The 20692-nt window shown below is 67.7% G+C and carries 22 protein-coding genes, 1 tRNA gene and 1 pseudogene; 14 read left to right on the top strand and 10 right to left on the bottom strand.

Annotation, left to right across the window (positions count from 1 at the left end; all coding sequences use genetic code 11):
• Positions 1 to 215: 215 nt before the first annotated feature.
• The 5 genes from chvI to ACW176_RS07275 all read left to right on the top strand — a co-directional run bounded on the left by chvI (position 216) and on the right by ACW176_RS07275 (position 3682).
• Positions 216 to 923 (top strand): two-component response regulator ChvI, encoded by a 708-nt coding sequence (gene chvI, locus ACW176_RS07295; RefSeq protein ID WP_419319686.1) that lies wholly within the window; start codon positions 216 to 218, stop codon positions 921 to 923.
• Positions 898 to 2496, top strand: a complete 1599-nt coding sequence (chvG, locus tag ACW176_RS07290; RefSeq protein WP_492111444.1) for a two-component sensor histidine kinase ChvG — start codon at positions 898 to 900, stop codon at positions 2494 to 2496. Before chvI ends, chvG begins: the two co-directional genes overlap by 26 nt.
• On the top strand, positions 2493 to 2927 hold the full coding sequence (locus ACW176_RS07285; RefSeq protein WP_492111443.1) for an HPr kinase/phosphorylase: 435 nt from the start codon (positions 2493 to 2495) through the stop codon (positions 2925 to 2927). The genes chvG and ACW176_RS07285 overlap by 4 nt, the downstream gene beginning before the upstream one ends.
• 75 nt (positions 2928 to 3002) lie before the next feature.
• Positions 3003 to 3407, top strand: a complete 405-nt coding sequence (locus ACW176_RS07280; protein ID WP_421739683.1) for a PTS sugar transporter subunit IIA — start codon at positions 3003 to 3005, stop codon at positions 3405 to 3407.
• Complete coding sequence (locus ACW176_RS07275) at positions 3404 to 3682, top strand: HPr family phosphocarrier protein (RefSeq protein ID WP_419319682.1); 279 nt, start codon at positions 3404 to 3406, stop codon at positions 3680 to 3682. The genes ACW176_RS07280 and ACW176_RS07275 overlap by 4 nt, the downstream gene beginning before the upstream one ends.
• Positions 3683 to 3724: 42 nt before the next feature.
• On the opposite strand, the gene ACW176_RS07270 is transcribed toward ACW176_RS07275, so the two are convergent.
• Together ACW176_RS07270 and ACW176_RS07265 are read right to left on the bottom strand one after the other, a co-directional pair.
• Positions 3725 to 4156, bottom strand: a complete 432-nt coding sequence (locus ACW176_RS07270) for an acyl-CoA thioesterase (protein ID WP_419319681.1) — start codon at positions 4154 to 4156, stop codon at positions 3725 to 3727.
• Positions 4157 to 4222: 66 nt separating this feature from the next.
• Positions 4223 to 4513, bottom strand: a complete 291-nt coding sequence (locus ACW176_RS07265; protein WP_492111442.1) for a zinc-finger domain-containing protein — start codon at positions 4511 to 4513, stop codon at positions 4223 to 4225.
• A gap of 172 nt (positions 4514 to 4685) precedes the next feature.
• Between ACW176_RS07265 and ACW176_RS07260 the strand changes: the two genes are divergently transcribed.
• The 3 genes from ACW176_RS07260 to ACW176_RS07250 all read left to right on the top strand — a co-directional run bounded on the left by ACW176_RS07260 (position 4686) and on the right by ACW176_RS07250 (position 7193).
• Positions 4686 to 5648, top strand: coding sequence for an ABC transporter ATP-binding protein (locus ACW176_RS07260; RefSeq protein ID WP_492111441.1), 963 nt, complete (start codon positions 4686 to 4688; stop codon positions 5646 to 5648).
• Between the two features lie 64 nt (positions 5649 to 5712).
• On the top strand, positions 5713 to 7047 hold the full coding sequence (locus ACW176_RS07255; protein WP_492111440.1) for an NCS2 family permease: 1335 nt from the start codon (positions 5713 to 5715) through the stop codon (positions 7045 to 7047).
• Between the two features lie 69 nt (positions 7048 to 7116).
• A tRNA-Arg gene (locus tag ACW176_RS07250) sits at positions 7117 to 7193 on the top strand.
• Positions 7194 to 7233: 40 nt separating this feature from the next.
• Here ACW176_RS07250 and ACW176_RS07245 read toward each other — a convergent pair.
• The 3 genes from ACW176_RS07245 to recF all read right to left on the bottom strand — a co-directional run bounded on the left by ACW176_RS07245 (position 7234) and on the right by recF (position 12162).
• Positions 7234 to 8316, bottom strand: a complete 1083-nt coding sequence (locus ACW176_RS07245; RefSeq protein ID WP_419319676.1) for a methyl-accepting chemotaxis protein — start codon at positions 8314 to 8316, stop codon at positions 7234 to 7236.
• 190 nt (positions 8317 to 8506) lie between these two features.
• Positions 8507 to 11002, bottom strand: a complete 2496-nt coding sequence (gene gyrB, locus ACW176_RS07240) for a DNA topoisomerase (ATP-hydrolyzing) subunit B (protein ID WP_492111439.1) — start codon at positions 11000 to 11002, stop codon at positions 8507 to 8509.
• On the bottom strand, positions 10999 to 12162 hold the full coding sequence (gene recF, locus ACW176_RS07235; RefSeq protein ID WP_492111438.1) for a DNA replication/repair protein RecF: 1164 nt from the start codon (positions 12160 to 12162) through the stop codon (positions 10999 to 11001). Before recF ends, gyrB begins: the two co-directional genes overlap by 4 nt.
• A gap of 372 nt (positions 12163 to 12534) precedes the next feature.
• Here recF and ACW176_RS07230 point away from each other — a divergent pair.
• Positions 12535 to 12680: pseudogene (locus tag ACW176_RS07230) on the top strand (hypothetical protein); the annotation flags it as partial.
• A gap of 160 nt (positions 12681 to 12840) precedes the next feature.
• On the opposite strand, the gene ACW176_RS07225 reads toward ACW176_RS07230, so the two are convergent.
• Together ACW176_RS07225 and dnaN are read right to left on the bottom strand one after the other, a co-directional pair.
• Entirely contained in the window at positions 12841 to 13185 is a 345-nt protein-coding gene (locus ACW176_RS07225; protein ID WP_492111437.1) for a hypothetical protein, read from the bottom strand.
• Positions 13186 to 13198: 13 nt separating this feature from the next.
• Positions 13199 to 14317 carry a DNA polymerase III subunit beta gene (dnaN, locus tag ACW176_RS07220; RefSeq protein WP_419253101.1) on the bottom strand — a complete coding sequence of 373 codons (1119 nt, stop codon included), beginning with the start codon at positions 14315 to 14317 and terminating at the stop codon, positions 13199 to 13201.
• Positions 14318 to 14492: 175 nt separating this feature from the next.
• Here dnaN and ACW176_RS07215 point away from each other — a divergent pair, with 175 nt between their 5' ends.
• Positions 14493 to 14795 (top strand): DUF2061 domain-containing protein, encoded by a 303-nt coding sequence (locus ACW176_RS07215; RefSeq protein WP_492111436.1) that lies wholly within the window; start codon positions 14493 to 14495, stop codon positions 14793 to 14795.
• On the opposite strand, the gene grpE is transcribed toward ACW176_RS07215, so the two are convergent.
• Together grpE and hrcA are read right to left on the bottom strand one after the other, a co-directional pair.
• Positions 14735 to 15370, bottom strand: a complete 636-nt coding sequence (gene grpE, locus ACW176_RS07210; RefSeq protein ID WP_492058445.1) for a nucleotide exchange factor GrpE — start codon at positions 15368 to 15370, stop codon at positions 14735 to 14737. The genes ACW176_RS07215 and grpE overlap by 61 nt on opposite strands.
• 11 nt (positions 15371 to 15381) lie before the next feature.
• Positions 15382 to 16446 carry a heat-inducible transcriptional repressor HrcA gene (gene hrcA / locus ACW176_RS07205; RefSeq protein ID WP_419319669.1) on the bottom strand — a complete coding sequence of 355 codons (1065 nt, stop codon included), beginning with the start codon at positions 16444 to 16446 and terminating at the stop codon, positions 15382 to 15384.
• A gap of 112 nt (positions 16447 to 16558) precedes the next feature.
• Here hrcA and rph point away from each other — a divergent pair, with 112 nt between their 5' ends.
• The 3 genes from rph to ACW176_RS07190 all read left to right on the top strand — a co-directional run bounded on the left by rph (position 16559) and on the right by ACW176_RS07190 (position 18830).
• The gene (rph, locus tag ACW176_RS07200; protein ID WP_492111435.1) at positions 16559 to 17275 is read left to right on the top strand and encodes a ribonuclease PH; all 717 of its coding nucleotides are present in this window, start codon (positions 16559 to 16561) and stop codon (positions 17273 to 17275) included.
• 91 nt (positions 17276 to 17366) lie between these two features.
• Positions 17367 to 18356 carry a S1C family serine protease gene (locus ACW176_RS07195; RefSeq protein WP_492111434.1) on the top strand — a complete coding sequence of 330 codons (990 nt, stop codon included), beginning with the start codon at positions 17367 to 17369 and terminating at the stop codon, positions 18354 to 18356.
• A gap of 93 nt (positions 18357 to 18449) precedes the next feature.
• Positions 18450 to 18830, top strand: a complete 381-nt coding sequence (locus ACW176_RS07190) for a PilZ domain-containing protein (RefSeq protein WP_492058448.1) — start codon at positions 18450 to 18452, stop codon at positions 18828 to 18830.
• A 57-nt stretch (positions 18831 to 18887) separates the two neighbouring features.
• Here the strand turns inward: ACW176_RS07190 and ACW176_RS07185 are convergent, their stop codons facing one another.
• Complete coding sequence (locus ACW176_RS07185) at positions 18888 to 19637, bottom strand: N-formylglutamate amidohydrolase (RefSeq protein ID WP_492111433.1); 750 nt, start codon at positions 19635 to 19637, stop codon at positions 18888 to 18890.
• A gap of 74 nt (positions 19638 to 19711) precedes the next feature.
• Between ACW176_RS07185 and ACW176_RS07180 the strand changes: the two genes are divergently transcribed.
• Complete coding sequence (locus ACW176_RS07180) at positions 19712 to 20638, top strand: transglutaminase family protein (RefSeq protein ID WP_492111432.1); 927 nt, start codon at positions 19712 to 19714, stop codon at positions 20636 to 20638.
• Positions 20639 to 20692: the final 54 nt, after the last annotated feature.

Below are 20692 nucleotides of genomic sequence, written 5' to 3'. Positions count from 1 at the left end.
GGTTATGGGCTACAACACCTTAAAGCGAGGTTGAGGCGCGTCGTTCGCGCTGAAGCAGGGCGGTCCTGGAAGCTTCAGCCGCAATCGCGCCACGCTGGGGCCGCAAAGGGCGGCGACACCCCTTTGGGAAAGCTTTGCCGCGCGATGCGTTGAAGCGACTGCGGGGGGTCGATAGGATCGCCTCAAGACGAAGGTTGAAGGATCAGACAGGCTCCATGGCCGCTATCACGCTCATAGACGACGACGAGAATATCGTCGCTTCGGTCTCGCTGGCCCTCGAAAGCCACGGCCACACGGTCAAGGCCTATTACGATGGCGCCTCGGGCCTTGAGGCCGTCGAGAGCCAGGCGCCGGACCTGGTCATCCTGGACGTCAAGATGCCGCGCATGGACGGCATGGAAGTGCTGCGCCGCCTGCGCCAGACCTCCGAGATCCCGGTCATCATGCTGACCTCGAAGGACGACGAGATCGACGAGATCCTCGGCTTCAATCTCGGCGCCGACGACTACATGCACAAGCCCTTCAGCCAGCGCCTGCTGCTGGAGCGGGTCAAGGCCGTGCTACGCCGCGCCCGTCCCGAGGACGAAGAACCGTCGATCGCCGCGGGCCTGGCCGGCTCCAAGATGATGAAGCGCGGCAAGCTGACCCTGGACCCCGCACGCCACGACAGCCTGTGGGAAGGCAAGCCCGTCCGCCTGACCGTCACCGAGTTCCTGCTGCTGCAGTCCCTGGCCCAGCGCCCCGGCTTTGTGAAGAGCCGCGACAACCTGATGGACGCCGCCTACGACGATCAGGTCTATGTCGACGACCGCACGATCGACAGCCACATCAAGCGGATGCGCAAGAAGTTCCGCCAGGTCGATCCCGAGTTCGACTCCATCGAGACCCTGTACGGCGTTGGCTATCGTTATCGCGAAGCCTGACACCGGCGCGCCACGGCGTCGCTGGTCGTGGCCGCGCGGTTCGCGTCTGGGCCGGCTGATCATTGGTCTGAATGTGCTGGCGCTGGCGATCCTGGTGATCGGGGCGCTGGTGCTCAATGAACTGCGCAGTGGTCTGGTCAACGCCCGGGTCGAAAGCCTGACCACCCAGGGCGACCTGATCGCTAAGGTCATCGACCAGCTGGCCACCGAGGGCGAGCCCGAGCCGGCGCTGAACGCCGAAGCGGCCAGCGCCATCTTCCAGCTGCTGTTCATTCCGAGCTCGCAGCGGGCGCGACTGTTCGACGCCGACGGCAATGTGCTGGCCGACAGCTTCATGGTCGCCGACCGCGTGGAATGGAAGGTCCTGCCCCCGGCGCGCAAGCCCGGCGACAAGGACGCCGCCGTCCGCGACGATCCCGCTGACAAGGCCAAGGCGGCCAAGGCCAGCCAGGGCCTGTCCAACGAGCTGGCCCAGGCCCTGCGCGGGTCTCCGGTGGCGGGCACGCGGATGTCGGAGAACGGCGAGCGGGTGGTTTCGGTGTCGATCCCGATCCAGCACGTGCGGGCAGTGCTCGGCGTTCTCACCCTGGAGGTCGGCGACGTCGATTCGATCATCGCCGCCCAGCGCCGGGCCCTGCTGCCGTTCATCCTGGTGGCGATCAGCGCCACCCTGATCTCGTCGATCCTTCTGCACCGCCTGATCGCCGAGCCGGTGATGCGCCTAGCCCGCGCCGCCGACCGGGTGCGGCTGGAGGGGGCGCGCGCCATCTCCCTGCCCGACATCGCCCGGCGCCAGGACGAGATCGGCGACCTGTCCCGCGCGCTCGAGGAGATGACCCATTCGCTGTCCGAGCGCATGGACGGCATCGAGCGCTTCGCCGCCGACGTGGCCCACGAGATCAAGAACCCCCTGACCTCGATCCGCTCGGCCATCGAGACCCTGGACCTGGTGACCGATCCGGTGGCGCGCGCGCGGCTGCTGGCCATTCTGCAGAACGACGTCAACCGGCTGGACCGGCTGGTCACCGACATCTCCAACGCCTCGCGCCTGGACGCCGAGCTGTCGCGCGAGGCGCCCAAGGCGCTGGATCTGGCCAAACTGCTGGCCGAGGTCGCCAGTCTGTACGAGGCCCAGCTGCGCCCCGGCGACGCGCCCGGCAGCGTGCGGGTCAGCGTCTCGACCGGCGATCCGCTCGCGCCGGCCAGGCTGATGGCGCGCGAGACCCCCATCGGCCAGGTGTTCCGCAACCTGATCGACAATGCCCGCTCGTTCAGCCCGGCCGACGGCGAGGTCCGCGTCGTCCTGACCCGCACGCGCGGCCGGCTGGTCACCACGATCGACGACGACGGCCCCGGCATACCGGCCGAGAACCTCGAGACCATTTTCGAGCGCTTCTACACCTCACGGCCCAAGGGCAAGGCGTTCGGCGGCAATTCGGGCCTTGGCCTGTCCATCGCCCGCCAGATCGTCGAGGCCCACGGCGGCGAGCTGAAGGCCGAGAACCGGGTCGACGCCGACGGCGCCCTGCTGGGGGCGCGCTTCACCGTCGACCTGCCGGAATCGCGCGAGTGATCCGCCACGCCGGCCTGGTCGCCCTGCGCCGCGGCGGACTCTGGCGCGGCGCCCTGATCGAGGGTCCCTCAGGCGTCGGCAAGAGCGATCTGGCCCTGCGCGCCGTCGAATCAGGCTTCGCCCTGGTGGCTGATGACCGCACGGTCGTCTTCGCCTCGGGCGGCCGGCTTTATGGCAAGGCCCCTGATTCTCTGTCCGGCCTGATCGAGATTCGGGGTCTGGGCGTCGTCCCCACCCCCGTCATCGCCTTCGCCCGGATCGCCCTGCTCGTGCGGTGCGTTGACGCGTCCGGCGCCGTCGAACGCCTGCCGCAGCCCCGTTTCGAGACCCTCTGCGGCGTGAGCGTTCCCGTTTTCGACCTGTGGCCTCTGGAACCCGCTGCGCCGGCGAAAATCAGACGCATGCTGGAGCATCTTGGAGTCCCTCTCTAACGAGCGTATCAAGTGCGCCCGCGCGGCTCCTCCCGGCCGCCACGGGTTATGGGGATCCCGGTTGAGACATCTGGCATGATCGGGCTCGTGATCGTTACGCACGGGCGTCTGGCGGAGGAGTTTGTCTCCGCCATGGAACATGTGGTCGGCCCGCAGACCGCGGTGAAAGCGATCTGCATCGGTCCTGAAGACGACATGGAACGTCGCCGTTCCGACATTCTGAAGGCGTGCGCCGTCGTGGACAGCGGCGGCGGCGTGATTCTGCTGACCGACATGTTCGGCGGCACGCCCAGCAATCTGGCCATCTCGGTGATGGAGCAGACCCGCGCCGAGGTGATTGCCGGCCTGAACCTGCCGATGCTGATCAAGCTGGCCAGCGTGCGCCAGCGTGAGGACCTGCAATCCTGCGTCGCCCACGCCCAGGAGGCTGGACGGAAATATATCTCCGTGGCCTCCTATGTGCTCGCGGGAGAAAAATGAGTCGCATGGCGGAGCGGACGGTCGAAATCGTCAACGAACGGGGATTGCACGCCCGGGCCTCGGCCAAGTTCGTGAAGATGGCGGCTGGTTTCGACGCCGAGGTGACGGTCAGCCGTGACGGCGCCTGCGTGGACGCCCGTTCGATCATGGGCCTGATGATGCTGGCCGCAGGCATCGGCTCGACCATCGATATCGCCGCTGAAGGCCCCGAAGCGGACACCGCCCTTGAAGCGCTGTGCGAACTGGTGGCCAACCGGTTCGACGAAGAGCGTTAGGGCTCTAGGCGGCCAAGCGGGCGCCGGGCCGCCGCTTGGCGCCTAGGGCAGCGGCCGCGATTTGCGGTTCTCATCAATCGCCACAAAGGTGAACACGCCCTCGGTGACCTTGTGCGCCTGCTCGCTGTCGCGCGGGCGGCGCCAGGCCTCGACCCCGACCTTGAGCGAGGTGCGACCGGTGTGGACGACCTTGGCGAACAGGCTGACCTCGTCGCCGACAAAGACCGGGCTGATAAAGGTCATGCCGTCGATGGCGAGGGTGGCGCACCGACCGGCCGCGCGGTGGAAGGCGATCGAGGCCGCCGCCAGGTCCATCTGCGACAGCAGCCAGCCGCCAAAGATGTCGCCCTCGGGATTGGTGTCGGAGGGCATGGCGATGGCGCGCAGCACAGGGGCCTCATGCGGCCACTCGGCCGCCGCCCAGGCCTCGGCCAGGGTCTCGGCGCGGCGCGAGGCGGGAACGAGGTCGGTCATGGGTCAGCGTTTTCGAGCGAAGTGGCTACCGTTGCGCGCAAAGAGAACGCGACAACCGAAAAAACGCTAGTGGCCGCCGGCGCCTTCGTAGACGCCCGGCGCCAATTGCTCGTTCTCGTCGCCAACCGCCGTGGTCGCCACGAAGCGGCGGTCGCAATAGGGGCAGTCGACAAAGCCGGCCGCGCCCATTTCCAGCCAGACGCGCGGATGGCCCAGGGCCCCGCCGACGCCGTCGCAGGCGATGCGGTGCGAGCGGACCATCACGGTTTCCGGCGCGGGCCCCGCGCCGACAGCCGTCACAGTGACGTCCATGGCGGCAGGAGCGGTGGCGGTGACGGTCTTGGCCTTGCGCGCCATGTTCGAAAACCCTTGAAGTCTGGACGCGGCCTTGGCTTGGCGGCGATGCAGGCATACCTATGCGACCTGTCGCGCCGCCGTCAATTCAAGCCGCGCGCCTTCCCTGCCCTATTGTCCCCCGCGGGACCTGCCTGGGCCCTATCGTCCCCTTCGGGACCTGTCTGGACGTTGCATGGACCTGCCCGCCTACGCCATCGAAGCCGAAGGCCTGTTCAAGACCTACGCCGCCACCAAGACCTCGCCGGAAAAGCGCGCCCTGAACGGCATCGACCTGAAGGTCCCGCGCGGCTCGATCTTCGGCCTGCTGGGCCCAAACGGGGCCGGCAAGTCGACCTTCATCAACATCCTGGCCGGCCTGACCCGCAAGACCAGCGGCACGGTGCGGATCTGGGATCGCGACATCGACCAGCGGCCGCGCGACGCCCGCGCCGCCATCGGGGTGGTTCCGCAGGAACTGGCCACCGATGTCTTCTTCACGCCGCGCGAATCGCTGGACGTCCAGGCCGGCATGTACGGCGTGCCCAAGAACGAGCGGCGCACCGACGAGTTGCTCAGCGCGCTGGGGCTGTCCGACAAGGCCAATGCCTATGTCCGCCAGCTGTCGGGCGGCATGAAGCGACGCCTGATGGTGGCCAAGGCCATGGTGCACCAGCCGCCGGTGCTGATCCTGGACGAGCCGACCGCCGGCGTCGATGTCGAGCTGCGCCGCCAGCTGTGGAGCTATGTGAAGGGCCTCAACGAGCTGGGCGTCACCATCGTGCTGACCACCCACTATCTGGAAGAGGCCCAGGAGCTGTGCGACCAGATCGCCATCGTCAATCGCGGCGAGGTGGTGGCCTGCGAGCCGACGGCCACGCTTCTCAAGCGCATGGACAGCCGCAATGTGGTGGTCACGCCCGAACAGCCGGTGACGGTAGCGCCGGCCCTGGCCGGTTTCGACACCAAGATCCGGGCCGGCGGGGCGTTCGCGGTGTCGTATCGCACCGGCCAGTCCAGCGTCGAGCAGGTGCTGGCGGCAGTGCGGGCCAGCGGCATGCACATCAAGGACATCGCCACCGAAGACCCGGATCTGGAAGACGTCTTCGTCTCCCTGACCTATGGCGACCCTAACGCGGCCGATCCGACCAAGGACTGACGGTCAGCGCTTGCGTTCGGGAGATGCTTGGACAAACTCCACGGCGAGAGTCGGGGGTGAGTTGATGAGTTTTCTGGAACGCCAGTTTGGCCTGAAGGCCCAGGGCACCAACCTGCGCACCGAGGCGCTGGCCGGCGTCACCACCTTCCTGACCATGGCCTATATCGTCATCGTCAATCCGGCCATCCTGGGCGAGGCGGGCATGCCCGTCGCCGCTGTGGCCGCCGCCACCTGCCTGGCGGCCGGCATCGGCTGCATCCTGATGGGGCTGATCGCCAACTATCCGATCGCCCTGGCTCCCGGCATGGGGCTGAACGCCTATTTCACCTACACGGTCGTGATCGGCATGGGGGTGCCCTGGCAAACCGCCCTGGGCTGCGTGTTCCTGTCCGGGGTGGCCTTTCTGGTGCTGACCGTGGCCGGCATCCGCCAGTTGATCGTCGGGGCCATTCCCCGGCCGCTGTTCTCGGCCGTCGCGGCGGGGGTGGGCCTGTTCATCGCCTTCATCGGCCTGAAGGAGGCCGGCATCATTGTCAGCAATCCGGCCACCATGGTGGCGCTGGGCGACCTGACCAAGCCCACCGCCATGCTGGCCCTGGCCGGCCTGGCGATCATCGGGGCGCTGATGGCCTGGCGGGTGAAGGGTGCGATCCTGATCGGCATCCTGCTGGTGGCGGTTCTGGGCTGGTTCATGGGCCTGTCGAAGATCGCGCCGGGCGGCTATTCCCTCGCCGAACTGTCGGCCACCGCCTTCCAGCTCGACATTCCCGCCGCCCTGAACCTGGGCGGCGGCGCCAAGGCCGGCATGGCGATGGCCATGGCCGAGATCATCTTCGTGTTCCTGTTCGTCGATCTGTTCGACAATGTCGGCACCCTGGTGGCCGTGACCAAGAAGGCCGGGCTGGTGGCGCCCGACGGTTCGATTCCCCGCCTCAACCGCATCCTGCTGGCCGACTCGGTGGCCACCATCGCCGGTTCGGTGGCCGGCACCAGCACCGTGGTCAGCTATATCGAGAGCGCCTCGGGCGTGCAGGCCGGCGGTCGCACCGGCTTGACGGCGGTCATTGTCGGCCTGCTGTTCCTGCTGACCCTGTTCTTCGCCCCCCTGGTCCAGGCCATCCCGATCGCCGCCACCGCGCCGGCCCTGATCCTGGTGGGGGCCATGATGATCGGCTCGCTGGCCGAGGTGGAATGGGACGATCCCGGCGTGGCCATCCCGGCCTTCCTGACCCTGATCACCATTCCGCTGACCTTTTCGATCGCCAATGGCCTGGCGTTCGGCATCACCAGCTATGCGGCGCTGAAACTGGCCCGGGGCCAGGCGCGGATCAGCGACTGGCTGCTGTTCGTGCTGGCCGCCCTGTTCATCGCCCGCTTCATTTATATGGGCGGAGAATAGCGGGCGACGCATAACCCCGTTTGCGCCGACCGCGCCTTTCGGCTAAGACGCCGTTCCCGCAAGGCGGACGCACCCGTAGCTCAGCTGGATAGAGCGCTGCCCTCCGAAGGCAGAGGTCACAGGTTCGAATCCTGTCGGGTGCGCCAAACTCCGAAACATCGCCAGAAGGCCGTTTGCTTGCCGCGCTCAGGCGGCAACCGACTTGGCCATTGTTTCGAGGATCGTGGCCGGCTCCTTGCTTTGCACCAGACAGCCATACCAGCCCAGGCCCTTGTAGGTTTCATAGCCAGGGGTCAGGGCATAGCCGACGGTCAGGTCGCCATCCGCATAGCTGCCCATGCCGCCGTCAGAGGTGTTGAGCGGGAAGGTCTCGGTCAGGATGCCGCGACCGTCCGACGAGGCCAGAACGCGGCCCCTCTGGTCCAGCAGCATGACCCTTGAACGGCTGCGCTCCTCGGTGGTCAGGCGCACGCCGTCGACCACGGCCTGGGCCTGGGGCTTCCAGTCGAAGTGAACGCCCAGCACGCCCAGCACCTTGCCATGGCTCAGGCCGCCCTCACGGATGGCCGTGGCGTAGGTGGCGACGGGGGCGTCATTGAGGGCCTTCACCCGCTCGATGTCGCAGGCGATGAAATCGTCGCCGCTGGCGGTCTTCATGGCGTCGCGGAACCAGGACGCGTCGGCCGCCGAGATGTTGCGGGCGCCGGGATAGCGGTCCGGCCGCCCCGTCGCCACGACCTTGCCGCGAGCGTCGCAGATCCACAGGTCGAGATAGACGGTGTAGGCGTCCAGGATCACGCCCAGACGCTGGCTGGCGTGACGGGCGGTCTCGGGAGAGGCGTCGTCGACGCAGGCGACGACGGCGGAATCCGTGGCCCACCAGCGCACATCGCAGGTGCGTTCATAGAGGTTGCGGTCGACGATCTCGATGGCGTTCAGGGCCAGGTCGGCCAGGCGCTGGCCGCGCATGTGGCCCAGGATCGCGCCGCCGATGGCGGTCAATTCGTCAAGATCGGCGCGCACCTGGCTTTCCAGGGCGGCGGCGACGGCGTCGATCTCGGTGGAGATCTTCTTGAATTCCTCGGCCACTATGGCGAAGCCCTTGCCGGCCTCGCCCGCCCGGGCGGCGACGATCAGGGCGTTGATCGAGAGCATCTTGGCCGCGCGGTTGACGCGGGTGATCTCGCCGATCTTTTCGCCCGCGACCGCACTCAGACGTTCGGAGAGATCCAGAATCCGTTCCGGACGCAGACTGGCGTCTTGTTTCAACTTGGAGGGTCCTCACGCAATTCTATGCCGAATCGCCCGAGAGTTTCGCAAGTTGACGCCGGCGTCACTCGCGGCATGCGTCAGATCGCCGCAGGAACAACGCTTTCGTTGAATTGGCGAACCCGACCCCCGCCTTCGCCGGGACTTTGAGCTTGGGTTGCTCAAAATACCGGCAAATCAGAGACTTGCCCTAGACGTCGACCTCGGCGTCGAGGGCGTTTTCCTGGATAAATTCACGGCGCGGCTCGACCAGGTCGCCCATCAGACGGCTGAACATGTCGTCGGCGTCGTCGGCATGATTGACCTTGACCTGCAGCAGGGTGCGGGCCTCGACGTCGAGGGTGGTCTCCCACAGCTGGTCAGGGTTCATCTCGCCCAGACCCTTGTAGCGCTGGATCGACAGGCCCTTGCGACCGGCGTCCATCACCGCGCCCACCAGATCCATCGGTCCACGGACGATGGTCGACTTGTCCTTGCGGCGGAACACCGCGCGGCCGGAGAAGATCTCGGCCAGGGCTCCGGCGCGCTCGGCCAGACGGCGGGCGTCGGCGGCGTTCAGCAGGCCATCGTCGAGCACCACGTTCTGGGTGACGCCGCGACGCACGCGCTTGAACACATAGGCGGTGTCGCCGCGCTCGCCGGTCCAGGGACCGTCGCCCTCTTCGGCATAGAGGTCGAGGCGGGCGGCGGCGGCGGCGATGTCGGGGCTTTCGCTGAGCAGGCCGGCCAGGGCCGTCTGCTCCACGGCGAAGGCCGGGGCGCGGGCGGCCAGACGATCAATATTGCCCTTGGCCTGTCGGCACAGCTGGATCAGGGCCAGCAGGTCCTTGCCGGTGCGACGCTCGCCGGACGGCAGGTCCAGTTCAGCCCCGTCGACGCCCTCGTCGATCAGGAAGGCGTCCATCTCGCTGTCGTCCTTCAGATAGCGCGAGGACTTGCCCTTGCTGGCCTTATAGAGCGGCGGCTGGGCGATGTAGATGTAGCCGCGATCGATCAGTTCGCGCATCTGCCGATAGAAGAAGGTCAGCAGCAGGGTGCGGATGTGGGCGCCGTCGACGTCGGCGTCGGTCATCAGCACGATCTTGTGGTAGCGCACCTTGTCGGCGTTGAAGTCGTCGCGGCCGATGCCGGCCCCCAGGGCCGTGATCAGGGTGCCGATCTGGTCGGACGACAGCATCTTGTCGAACCGGGCGCGCTCGACGTTGAGGATCTTGCCGCGCAGGGGCAGCACCGCCTGGTTGTCGCGGTTGCGGGCCTGCTTGGCCGAGCCACCGGCCGAGTCACCCTCGACGATGAAGATTTCGGACTTGGCCGGATCACGCTCGGCGCAGTCGGCCAGCTTGCCGGGCAGTGACGTGATGTCGAGCGCGCTCTTGCGGCGGGTCAGTTCGCGCGCCTTGCGGGCGGCTTCGCGGGCGGCGGCGGCTTCGGCGATCTTGGAGACGATGGCCTTGGCTTCGGTCGGGTGTTCCTCGAACCAGCTGGCCAGGCCTTCCTGCACCAGGTTCTCGACGGCCGGGCGCACTTCGGACGAGACCAGCTTGTCCTTGGTCTGCGAGCTGAACTTGGGGTCGGGCACCTTGACCGACAGCACGCAGGTCAGGCCCTCGCGGGCGTCTTCGCCCCCGACACTGACCTTTTCCTTTTTCGTGATGCCCGAGCTCTCGGCGTAGTTGGTGATGATCCGGGTCAGGGCGCCGCGGAAGGCCGAAAGGTGGGTGCCGCCATCCCGCTGCGGGATGTTGTTGGTGAAGCACAGCATGTGCTCGTGATAGCTGTCATTCCACCACAGGGCGAGATCGATCTCGACCTTGTCCTTGCGGCCGCGAATGACGATCGGCGCCCTCAAGAGCGGCGTCTTGGCCTTGTCCAGGTGGCGAACGAAGGCTTCGATGCCGCCCTCATAGTGCAGCTTTTCTTCCCACGGCTCGGCGTCGCGCAGGTCGCGGAAATAGATGGTCACGCCCGAGTTCAGGAACGCCAGCTCGCGCAGGCGATGCTCCAGCGTCTTGCGGTCAAATTCGATGAACGCGAAGGTCTCAAGCGACGGGAAGAAGGTCACTTCGGTGCCGGTCAGATAGTCGCCGGCCTTGGGCGTGCCCTCTTCGCGGATCGGCGAGTCGCCGGTCACCTTCAGCGACGACACGGCGTCGCCGCGCTCGAAGCGCATCTGGTGGGCCTTGCCGTTGCGGTGAACCTTCAGCTCCAGCCAGTCGCTGAGCGCATTGACCACCGAAACGCCGACGCCGTGCAGGCCGCCGGACACCTTGTAGCTGTTCTGATCGAACTTACCGCCGGCGTGCAGCTGGGTCATGATGACCTCGGCCGCCGAGACGCCTTCGCCTTCGTGGATGTCGACCGGGATGCCGCGACCGTCGTCGGTGACCGTCACCGAGCCGTCGGCGTTGAGGATCACCTCGACCTTGGTGGCGTGACCGGCCAGGGCCTCGTCGATGGCGTTGTCGACCACCTCATAGACCATGTGGTGCAGGCCAGAGCCGTCATCGGTGTCGCCGATATACATGCCGGGGCGCTTGCGCACCGCGTCCAGGCCCTTGAGCACCTTGATCGAGTCGGCGTCATAGTCGCCGCTCATCACTTCAGGGGCCGCCATCTGCGAGCCGTCGGCAGTGGTCAGGCGATCGCCGCTGTTGTCTTCAGCCGGGCCTTCGGTCTCTTGCGTCATACGTCTTCCAAAGCGGTCAGGCCGGCGTCGCACACGCGAACGCCAAGAGCCCGACCTTTGAGGTGGTCGAACAGCAACTCGTCCGTGCCGGTGAGGAAGGCCTGGAGCTTGAGCGCCGTGATTTCGTCGGCCAAAGCGGCTCGCCTCGTGAGGTCGAGATGCGCGGCGACTTCGTCGAGCAATACTATAGGATTCGGCGCGGATTCCGCACGCGAAAGTCGCGCCGCCTGGGCCAAAACCAGGTTCAGAATCAGCGCTTTCTGCTCCCCGGTCGAGCATTCCGCCGCCGGACGGTCCTTCTCGACATGCAGGATGTCCAGATCGCCCCGATGCGGGCCGGTCAGGGCCCGTCCGGCGGCGCCGTCGCGGGGCCGAGCGGCGGCCAGGGCGGTGGCCAGACGCAGCTCGATCTCGGCAAATTCGACGCCCTCGAGCGCCAGTTTTTCCCACTCGCCGGTCAGGGACAGCCTGGCCTGCGGGAAGGGCCGGTCGCCGCGTCCGTCGATCTCGGCCTGCAGGGCGACCAGGGTGCGGGCGCGGGCCTCCGCCATCAGGGTGCCGGCCTCGGCGAGGCGTGCTTCCAGAGCGGTCAGCCACACGGGATCGGCCGGCGCGCCGCTTTCAAAGGCGTCGGTCAGCAGGCGCATGCGCTCGCGCTGGGCCTTGTCATAGGCGTTGGCGTGGGCGGCGTGAGACGGCTCGCCGGCGAAGACCAGCCGATCGAAGAAGCGGCGGCGCTCGGAGGCGGCTTCCAGGAACAGCCGGTCCTGGGCCGGGGTCAGCCAGATGGGGCGGATGTGATCGGCCAGCCGGCCGGGCGGCACGGTCTCGCCATCCACCCGCACCAGCCGCCGGGTCTGGCCGCCGGTCTCGACGCCCGTGCCCAGTTGCACCGGCTCCTCCAGTCCCGCCTCGACCTGCGCCGCCACGGCCCAGGCCCGGCCGGTGGCCTCGCCCGGCAGCCGCCGCCCCACCTCGGCCAGGCTGGAGCCGCGCAGGCCCTTGCCGGGCGACAGCAGGCTGATGGCTTCCAGCAGGTTGGTCTTGCCCGCGCCATTGGCCCCGAACAGGTAGACGCTGGCGCCGCCCGTCTCGAGGCGGGCGTGCGCGTAGGACCGGAAGTCGGTCAGGGTCAGGGTGTTGATCGCGGCCGACGCCATGGGGGTCTCTTAAGGCAGGTCGCCTTCTCCGTCGACGCCGCGCTGCCCCCTCCGGCCCTCCGGGCCACCTCCCCCAAGAGGGGAGGAGCTAACGCGCGGCGCTGCTCCCCCTCTGGGGGAGCTGTCGCGGAGCGACTGAGGGGGCAAGCGCCGGCGCCTCACGCGAAGTCTCGCTGAGTTGATGGAAAGGGTCGCGGAGCGTCCGGACCACGTCCGGCTGTGAGTTTATAAGTACCGTTTCGACGAAGCCGTCCGCTCCGCGTGACCGGTTCACAGGAGCCTGCGCTTGGGCGGTATTGTGACGCCTCGTACGCTCCCAGCCCCAGACGGGCGGCGTGAATAGCGTTCACGCCGGACCGCGAGCCATTACGCCCGCCTGTCCCCGCTCGATCACCCCCCGCCGCCGCAATGGTCGCTGGCCTTGCGCCCTTTCCTCGCGACGAGGTGGGTACAGAATACGGGAGGTTTTTAGGGGGCTGCGTCGATTGTCTGGACGCTCGTACAAGTCCTCCCCCTGAAGGGGGAGGCGATCGCGCAGCGATCGGAGGGGGAAGTCCTGCTGAATCAAGGCGGTGTTCCCCCACCGGCCTCCGGCCGCCTCCCCGTTCAGGGGGAGGACTTGGGCCGCCAATCCCCGTACCCATTCAGGGACGGCGCGATCCCGATCCCCGTGCTCGCCTACCCGAAATACCGCCGCGCGATCTCCAGATTGTCCTTCTGCCAGACGCCGGCCGCGCCCATCAGCACGCGCATCATGTTGGCCTGGAAGATCTGGCGCGCTTCATCACGGTCGACGAGCGCCCGGAGCGGCTCGTCGAAGCAGGCGTCGGGGGCGATCGACCGATGGACGGCGTAGTTCATGGCCATCAGGTCGATGCGGTGCTCGACGCTGCCGAATGCCGCCTCGACGCGCTGCGAGCGGTCGAACCAGGTCGTGCAGCCTGCAAAATCCGTCGCGTCCCAAAGGGTGAGCATGTTGTCGAGCAGCTCGACAAACAGGTCCTCGCGCAGCCCCTGGATCATCTGCTTGGCGGGATCAGACCCGCAGCGGCATCAGCACGTATTTCACGCCCGGATCGGTCGGATCGACCACCAGGGTGGGGCTGGCCGGGTCGGCGAAGCGGAACTCGGCGATCGGGCCGCCGATCTGGCCGCAGACGTCCAGCAGGTAGCGGGCGTTGAAACCGATCTCGAAGGGCTCGCCGTCATAATCGACCTCGACCTCTTCGACGGCCTGGCCGGCTTCCATGTTGCGGACGGTCAGGGTGATGCGGCCCGGCTCGATGGCCAGCTTCACCGAGCGGCTCTTCTCGGCCGAGATGGTGGCCACCCGGTCGACGGCCTTGGCGAACAGGTCGTTGTCGAGGGTCAGGATCTTGGCGTTGTCGCGCGGGATGACCCGCAGATAGTCGGGGAAGGCGCCGTCGATGACTTTCGAGGTCAGGGCGGCCGCGCCGAACTCGAAGCGCACCTTCTGGGCCGAGACCTGCAGGTCGACATGCTCGCCGGCCGATTCCATCAGGCGGCGGGCCTCCTGGATGGTCTTGCGGGGCACGATGATGCCGGGCAGGCCGGCGGCGCCCTCGGGGGCGTCCATCTCGGCCAGGGCCAGGCGGTGGCCGTCGGTGGCCACGGCCCGCAGCTTGACCACGCCGCCCTCGTTGACGGTGTGGAGATAGAGGCCGTTGAGATAGTAGCGGGTCTCTTCGGTGGAGATCGCGAACCGGGTCTTGTCGATCAGTCGGATCAGCTCGTTGGTGTCGACGGCGATGCGGCCCGAGAGGCCGTCGCTGCTCATCACCGGGAAGTCGCCTGCCGGCAGCACCGGCAGGTTGAAGCGCGAGCGGCCGGCCTGGATCACCAGGCGCGGGTCATCGCCGCTGAAGCTGAGCGACACGTCCGAACCGTCGGGCAGCTTGCGGACGATCTCGTACAGGGTCTGGGCGGGCGCGGTGATCTGGCCCGGCACCTCGATCTGGGCCCGGCCCTCGTCGATGATCTCCATGTCCAGGTCGGTGGCCGAGAAGCTCAGCGTGTCGCGATCCGCTGAAAGCAGGATGTTCGACAGGATCGGGATGGTGTTGCGGCGCTCGACGACGCTCTGCACATGCCCCAGCGCCTTCAGCAGCGCCGCCCGTTCAATCGTAAGCTTCATAAATCAGGTCCAGGTTCCGGGACCACGCGCGTCGAGAGAATCCCCGCGTTGTCCCGTTAAGAATGGACCGCCGACATTAGCGAAATCGCGCGCTTGGGGAAGAGGGCGGCCCCCCTTGCAGGCACGGAAACCGCGCCTATCTTTTGAGAATAGTTCGCAACTAGGATCGTGCGCCATGCGCCTCGCCCTCAAGACCCTGACCTACGCCTCGATGCACCTGACCGTGGCGGTGGCCGTCGCCTATGCCCTGACCCGCGACTGGCGAATCGCCCTGGCGGTGGGCGTCGTCGAACCGCTGGTCCAGACCGTGTTCTTCAACCTGCACGAACGGGCCTGGTCACGCGCCGACAAGGCTCGCGACCAGGGGGCGCGCGACCAGGGGGCGCGCGACCAGGGGGCGCGCGACCAGAAAAAGCGTCAGGACTTGATGTCGACCGAACCGCCCGAGCCGTCGGAATCGGTGTTGGCGCCCGCATAGGGATTGGCGCCGCCGCCCGACGAGGGTTCAGCCGAACCCGGCGCCGTCGAGCCCTTGGCCGCCACAGCGACCATAGCCGGGCGGACCAGGCGACCCATCAGCTCGTAGCCGGCCTGCAGGAACTGGATGACGCCGCCGGCCGCGACCTCGGTCGAGGGCTGCTCCATCACCGCCTGGTGCAGGTGGGGGTCGAACTTCTCGCCCTTGGCCGGCTCGATCTTCTTCAGGCCATTGCGTTCGAAGGCCGCCAGAAGCTCCTTCTCGGTCATCTCGACGCCGATGATGTAGTTGGTCACGGCCGGATCCTGCGAGTCGCGCGGGCTCATGGCCGTGGCGCGCGCCAGGTTATCGGCGGCGGCCAGCAGGTCGCGGGCGAACTTCTGGATCGCATAGGCGCGGGCGTCGTTCATTTCGCGCTCGGCCCGGCGCTTGGTGTTCTCGGCGTCGGCCAGATAGCGCAGGGCCTGATCCTTAAGGGCCGCCACTTCCAGCTTCAGCGCCTCGATTTCCTGGGCGGCGTCCTCGGCTTCCGGGGCCATGTCCATCTCTTCAACCGGCGCTTGATCGTCGCTCATGGTCCTAGTCCTTATCCATCCATCATCCGGCCGAGCACGCGGGCGGTATAGTCCACCAGCGGGATCACCCGGGCATAGTTGAGGCGCGTAGGCCCGATCACCCCGATCGCGCCCAGCAGCTTGCGTTGGCCCGTCATATAGGGCGCCGCGATCACGGAGGAACCCGAAAGCGAAAAGAGTCGCGTTTCAGCCCCGATGAAAATGCGCACGCCCTGGGCTTCGCGGACGTCGTCGAGCAGGCCGATCAGCTGGCCCTTCTGCTCCAGATCGTCAAACAGCATGCGCACGCGCTCCAGATCCTCGCGCGCGCCGGGCTCGCCCAGCAGGTTGGCCTGGCCGCGCACGATCAGGGCGCGGGCGTCGCCTTCGCCGCCACCCCAGGCCGCCAGACCGTCCTCGACCAGCCGCGCCGCCGTCTCGTCCAGCTGCCGGCGGGCGGTCTCCAGCTCGGCCCGCACCTCGTCCATGGCTTCGCTGAGCGTGCGGCCGCGCAGCCGGCTGTTGAGGAAGTTGGAGGCTTCCTGGAAGGCTGACGGCGTCATGCCAGCCGCGCGCTTCATCAGCCGGTTCTCGACCGTGCCGTCCTCGAAGACCATGACCGCCAGGGCCTGATCGCCGCCCAGGGCCACGAACTCGACATGCTTGACGCCGCCCTCGCGGACGGGCGTCACCACGATGCTGGCCCCGCCAGCCAGGCCCGACAGGATCGAGCCGGCTTCGGCCAGGGCCTCCTCGAACGAGCGGCCGCGCGAGAACAGCCGCGCCTCGATGGCCTGGCGCTCCTCCTGGCCGACATCGCCGACCTCCAGAAAGCCGTCGACGAACATCCGCAGGCCCGCATGGGTGGGGATGCGCCCGGCGCTGGTGTGGGGGGCGTCCAGCAGGCCCAGCTGCGCCAGGTCCTGCATGGTGTTGCGGATCGAGGCCGGCGACAGCTGCAGGCCGCCGCGCGAAATCGTGCGCGAGCCCACCGGCTCGCCGGTCTCCAGATACGACTCGACCACGCGCTTGAAGATGTCGCGAGCCCGGGCGTCCAACTCGGTCAGGCCAGGCGTGCGACCAAACAATTGCGTCATGGCGGGAAGCCGAAGACCTCGCTAAGCGACAAATACGTCGGGCGCTCTTTCAAGTTCCCGTCACAGATAGGATAAGCGGCCCCTTCTAGCATTCAAAGCCCCGGAGTTAGCCATGCGTCCTTCAAGCCGCGCCCCCGACCAATTGCGCGCCATCACGCTGGAGACCGGGGTCAACCGTTATGCCGAGGGCTCGTGCCTGATCGGCTTTGGCCACACCAAGGTGCTGGTCACCGCCAGTGTCGAGGAAAGCATCCCCGGCTGGATGCGCGGCAAGGGCCAGGGCTGGGTCACGGCTGAATACGGCATGCTGCCCCGCGCCACCCACACCCGCGGCCGCCGCGAGGCCGCCGCCGGCAAGCAGACCGGCCGCACGCAAGAGATCCAGCGCCTGATCGGCCGCAGCCTGCGGGCCGTGGTCGACCTGAAGGCCCTGGGCGAGCGCCAGATCACCCTGGACTGCGACGTCGTCCAGGCCGACGGCGGCACCCGCACCGCCGCCATCACCGGCGCCTGGGTCGCCCTGCGCCTGGCCACGCAATATCTGCTGGATGAAGGCGTTCTGAAGAACGACCCGATCACCGGCCAGGTCGCCGCCGTCTCGTGCGGCGTGTTCGCCGACACCCCGGTGCTGGACCTCGACTATGAGGAAGACTCCAACGCCGAGGCCGACAGCAATTTCGTGCTGACCGAAGGCGGCGACATCGTCGAGATCCAGGCCACCGGCGAAAAGCGCGGCTTCACCCGCGGCGAGTTCGAGGCCCTGTACGGCCTGGCCGAAAAGGGCATCGGCGAGCTGTTCGCGTTCCAGAAGGCGGCCATCGGGAAATAGGCGCCCGGGCCCGGAAACGGCTCCGCGACGCCTCGCCCTCTTGCCCGAGGCGTCGACGCGCCCCAGATTCGATCTCCGAAAGGAGATCGACGTGCCCGCACCCTTCCCGCCTCCCTTCAGGGGCCATGAAGTCGAAGCCCGGCTGCGGCCCTCGGCCGAGGCCTATCCGTTCGACCTGGACACCGTGCTGGACTCCGTCGTCGCCCTGGAGGCGCGCGTGCCGGCCGACGCCTATACGGCGACGATCCTGGGGACCGAGCGCATCGGCAACGGCGTGGTGATCAGTCCCACCGGGCTGGTCCTGACCATGGCCTATCTGATCACCGAGGCGCGGGAGGTGATCCTGACGCTGAATGACGGCCGCCGGGTCTCGGCCCATGTGCTGGGCATCGACGCCCGCAGCGGGCTGGGCCTGGTCCAGGCCCTGCAGCCGCTGGACCTGCCACCGATGCGCATCGGCTCGTCGAAAGACCTGACGGCGGGCACAGCGGTCATCGCCGCCGGGGCCGGGGGGCGCGACCACGCGGCGGCGGCCCAGATCGTCACCCGCATGCCGTTCGCCGGTTACTGGGAATATCGGCTGGACGACGCCATCATGGCCGCGCCCGCCCATCCGCACTGGAGCGGCGCGGCCCTGATCGGCCCCAAGGGCGACCTGGTGGGCCTGGGATCGCTGAGCCTGGAGACCCGGGGCCGCGACGGCGCGTCAAACCCGATCACCCTGTTCGTGCCCGCCGAACTGCTGCCGCCCATTCTCGACGATCTGGCGCGCGGCAAGTCGCCCCATCCGCCGCGCCCCTGGCTGGGCGTCTTCGCCCAGGAGATCGAAGACCACGTCGTGGTGGTCGGCATCTCGCCCAAGGGCCCCGCCGCCCGCGCCGAACTGCGACCCGGCGACATCATCCTGGCCGTCGACGGTCAGGGGGTTTCCGACCTGACCGAATTCTACACCGCCCTGTGGAACCAGGGCCCGGCCGGCGCGACCATTCCCCTGCGCGTGCTGCGCGAGGGCGACAGTTTCGAGGTCGAGATCCGCTCGATGGACCGCACCACCCTGCTGAAAAAGCCGCGCTACAACTGAAATCTGCCCGCGCGGCAGGCGCGGCGAAGCGTCTCACCCAACCTTCAGCACAAGCATCTGCTCGTTAACCTTGTCGTGGCATAAGCTCATCCCATGCGAGCAACCGCCCGACAAACCACCACCGCCGCCGACCAGCGCGCCCATGCGCGCCGGCCGACCTCGCGGAAGGTCTATCTGGTCAGCGGCCGCGACACGCTGCGCTGCGCCCTGATCGACGTGGCCGAGGGCGGCGCGCGGATCCGGCTGCTGGGCGCCATCCTTCCGGACGGCGATCTCTATCTGGTCGACACCCGCGTGCGACGCATCCACCTGGCGCGGTCGGTGTGGCAGTCAGAGCGCGAGGCTGGCCTTCAGTTCGTCGAGAGCGACACCCTGGACCGTCCCGGCGGCGGCGTCGAAGGCGCGGCCGAGGCGGCCCTGCTGTTTGCTAGGCGTCGCGCCCGCCAGGCGGCGGCTCTGGAAGCCGAGCTCTAGAGCAAAGGTCGCCATGATTGCATCATGTCGTTTGCTCTAGATTCCTATTTTGACGCGTTATTTCGGCGGCGAACCGGTATCCACTTCGCCGAATAACGCTCTAGCCTCCAGCGCCTCGACCAGTCGCGGCGCCAGCCATTCGGCCATCTCCGCCTGCCCCTCGGCGTCGGCCAGCAGGTCCTGACGAACCTCCAGTTCCAGATAGTCCAGGCCGCGCGCATCGGCGTGCAGCGGGATGGTGTTGTCGGTTTCGTCCATCGCATAGGGCGCGTTGTCGCCGACCGCCTCGCCCAGATCCTGCCGCAGCCGGGCCAGAACCGCCGACGAGAACGGCGAGTCGTGACGGTGCAGCACGCCCAGGCGCCAGGGCCGATCCTGGCCCTGCATCGACGGCGTGAAGCTGTGCAGGGCGATCAGGACGGTCTGGCGTCCGGCCCGCGCCTCGAGAGCGGCGGCGATCGCCTGCTGGTAAGGGTCGTAGATCTCGGCCATCCGGGCCGCAACGGCCAGCGGCGAAAGGTCCCGATTGCCGGGGATCGGCTCGCCGTCGCTGACCGCCGGCATCGCGCCGTCGGCCCCGGGCCGGCGATTGCAGTCGACGACCAGCCGCGAATAGACCTGCGCGATGAAGGTCGCGTCCAGCAGGGCCGAGAGCCGCTTCCCCAGGCCCGCAATGCCGATATCCCAGGCGATATGGCGGTCCAGGGCAGCGTCGCTGACCCCCAGCCGGTTCAGGCGCCTCGGGATTTCCCGCCCCGCATGATCCCCCAGAAGCAGAAAGGCCGACGGGGCGCCCGCATTGAGCACAATGACCGGGTCCGGATCACCTGCGACAAGAAGGTGGGTCGACCCCAGGTCCGAATCCCGGCCAGTAATGTGCAATGCCTGTGCTTTCGGTCCGCCATCTGACGCGCTACCGGTATCGCAATCCCGTGGCGTTCGGCGATCATCGCATGATGCTGCGCCCGCGCGAAGGTTGCGATCAGCGACTGCTGTCGTCGACCCTGCTGATCGCGCCGACCCCAATCCAGCTGCGTTACGTCCAGGATGTGCTGGGCAACTGGATCGGCGTCGCCCGCTTTCAAGGCCGCGCCAACGAGCTGAGCTTTGAGAGCCAGTTCACCCTCGACCACACGCCCCTGCCCGCCTTTGGCGACGTGCCTGGCCATGTCGATGTCTATGAAGCCGGCCGGCCCTTCACCTATTCCAGCGACGACCTGCCAGATCTGGTCCAGTCGATCGCGCCCCAGCATGAGGACCCCGACGGCGTCCTGGCCCGCTGGGCTCTGCGGTTCGTCAAGCCGTCGGGAGCCACCTGCCTGCAGCACCTGCTGGCCGAGATGACCCAGGCGATCTATGCCGACTTTCGATACGGCAAGCGCTTCGAACGCGGCGTGCAGACGCCGTTGACCACCCTGGAGAGCGGGGGCGGCACGTGCCGCGACTTCGCGGTGCTGATGATCGAGGCCGTCCGCAGCCTGGGTCTGGCCGCCCAGTTCGTGTCCGGCTACATCCACAGCCCCTCCCGCAAGCAGGTCGCCGTCGAGCGCACCGGAGGCGGCCACACCCACGCCTGGCTGCGGGTCTATCTGCCGTCATGCGGCTGGGTGGAGTTCGACCCGACCAACGGCATCGTCGGCAATACCGATCTGATCCGCGTCGCCGTGGTGCGCGATGCGCGCCTGGCTCCGCCCGTTCACGGAACCTGGGCGGGCTTTCCCACAGACTATCTGGGCATGGATGTCGAGGTCGATGTCACCAGCATCGAGGACCATCTGGCTCCCTCGCTCGTCACAGCTTTCGGCTAACGCATCCTTCGGCCGCTCCGCGCGTTGTGGTCAAAGTCCCTTCCCGATTTCCGG

The organism is Caulobacter sp. FV1ye13L, assembly GCF_058681155.1.
The sequence above is the reverse complement of the archived record's forward strand: the minus strand, read 5'-3'. Positions and strand labels throughout refer to the sequence as shown.

Coding starts and splice junctions, on each gene's coding strand:
- chvI (WP_419319686.1), top strand. CDS start 216: ATGGCCGCTATCACGCTCATAGACGACGACGAGAATATCGTCGCTTCG.
- ACW176_RS07280 (WP_421739683.1), top strand. CDS start 3,003: ATGATCGGGCTCGTGATCGTTACGCACGGGCGTCTGGCGGAGGAGTTT.
- ACW176_RS07275 (WP_419319682.1), top strand. CDS start 3,404: ATGAGTCGCATGGCGGAGCGGACGGTCGAAATCGTCAACGAACGGGGA.
- ACW176_RS07270 (WP_419319681.1), bottom strand. CDS start 4,156: ATGACCGACCTCGTTCCCGCCTCGCGCCGCGCCGAGACCCTGGCCGAG.
- ACW176_RS07265 (WP_492111442.1), bottom strand. CDS start 4,513: ATGGCGCGCAAGGCCAAGACCGTCACCGCCACCGCTCCTGCCGCCATG.
- ACW176_RS07260 (WP_492111441.1), top strand. CDS start 4,686: ATGGACCTGCCCGCCTACGCCATCGAAGCCGAAGGCCTGTTCAAGACC.
- ACW176_RS07255 (WP_492111440.1), top strand. CDS start 5,713: ATGAGTTTTCTGGAACGCCAGTTTGGCCTGAAGGCCCAGGGCACCAAC.
- gyrB (WP_492111439.1), bottom strand. CDS start 11,002: ATGACGCAAGAGACCGAAGGCCCGGCTGAAGACAACAGCGGCGATCGC.
- recF (WP_492111438.1), bottom strand. CDS start 12,162: ATGGCGTCGGCCGCGATCAACACCCTGACCCTGACCGACTTCCGGTCC.
- ACW176_RS07225 (WP_492111437.1), bottom strand. CDS start 13,185: ATGATCCAGGGGCTGCGCGAGGACCTGTTTGTCGAGCTGCTCGACAAC.
- dnaN (WP_419253101.1), bottom strand. CDS start 14,317: ATGAAGCTTACGATTGAACGGGCGGCGCTGCTGAAGGCGCTGGGGCAT.
- ACW176_RS07215 (WP_492111436.1), top strand. CDS start 14,493: ATGCGCCTCGCCCTCAAGACCCTGACCTACGCCTCGATGCACCTGACC.
- grpE (WP_492058445.1), bottom strand. CDS start 15,370: ATGAGCGACGATCAAGCGCCGGTTGAAGAGATGGACATGGCCCCGGAA.
- hrcA (WP_419319669.1), bottom strand. CDS start 16,446: ATGACGCAATTGTTTGGTCGCACGCCTGGCCTGACCGAGTTGGACGCC.
- rph (WP_492111435.1), top strand. CDS start 16,559: ATGCGTCCTTCAAGCCGCGCCCCCGACCAATTGCGCGCCATCACGCTG.
- ACW176_RS07190 (WP_492058448.1), top strand. CDS start 18,450: ATGCGAGCAACCGCCCGACAAACCACCACCGCCGCCGACCAGCGCGCC.
- ACW176_RS07180 (WP_492111432.1), top strand. CDS start 19,712: ATGCCTGTGCTTTCGGTCCGCCATCTGACGCGCTACCGGTATCGCAAT.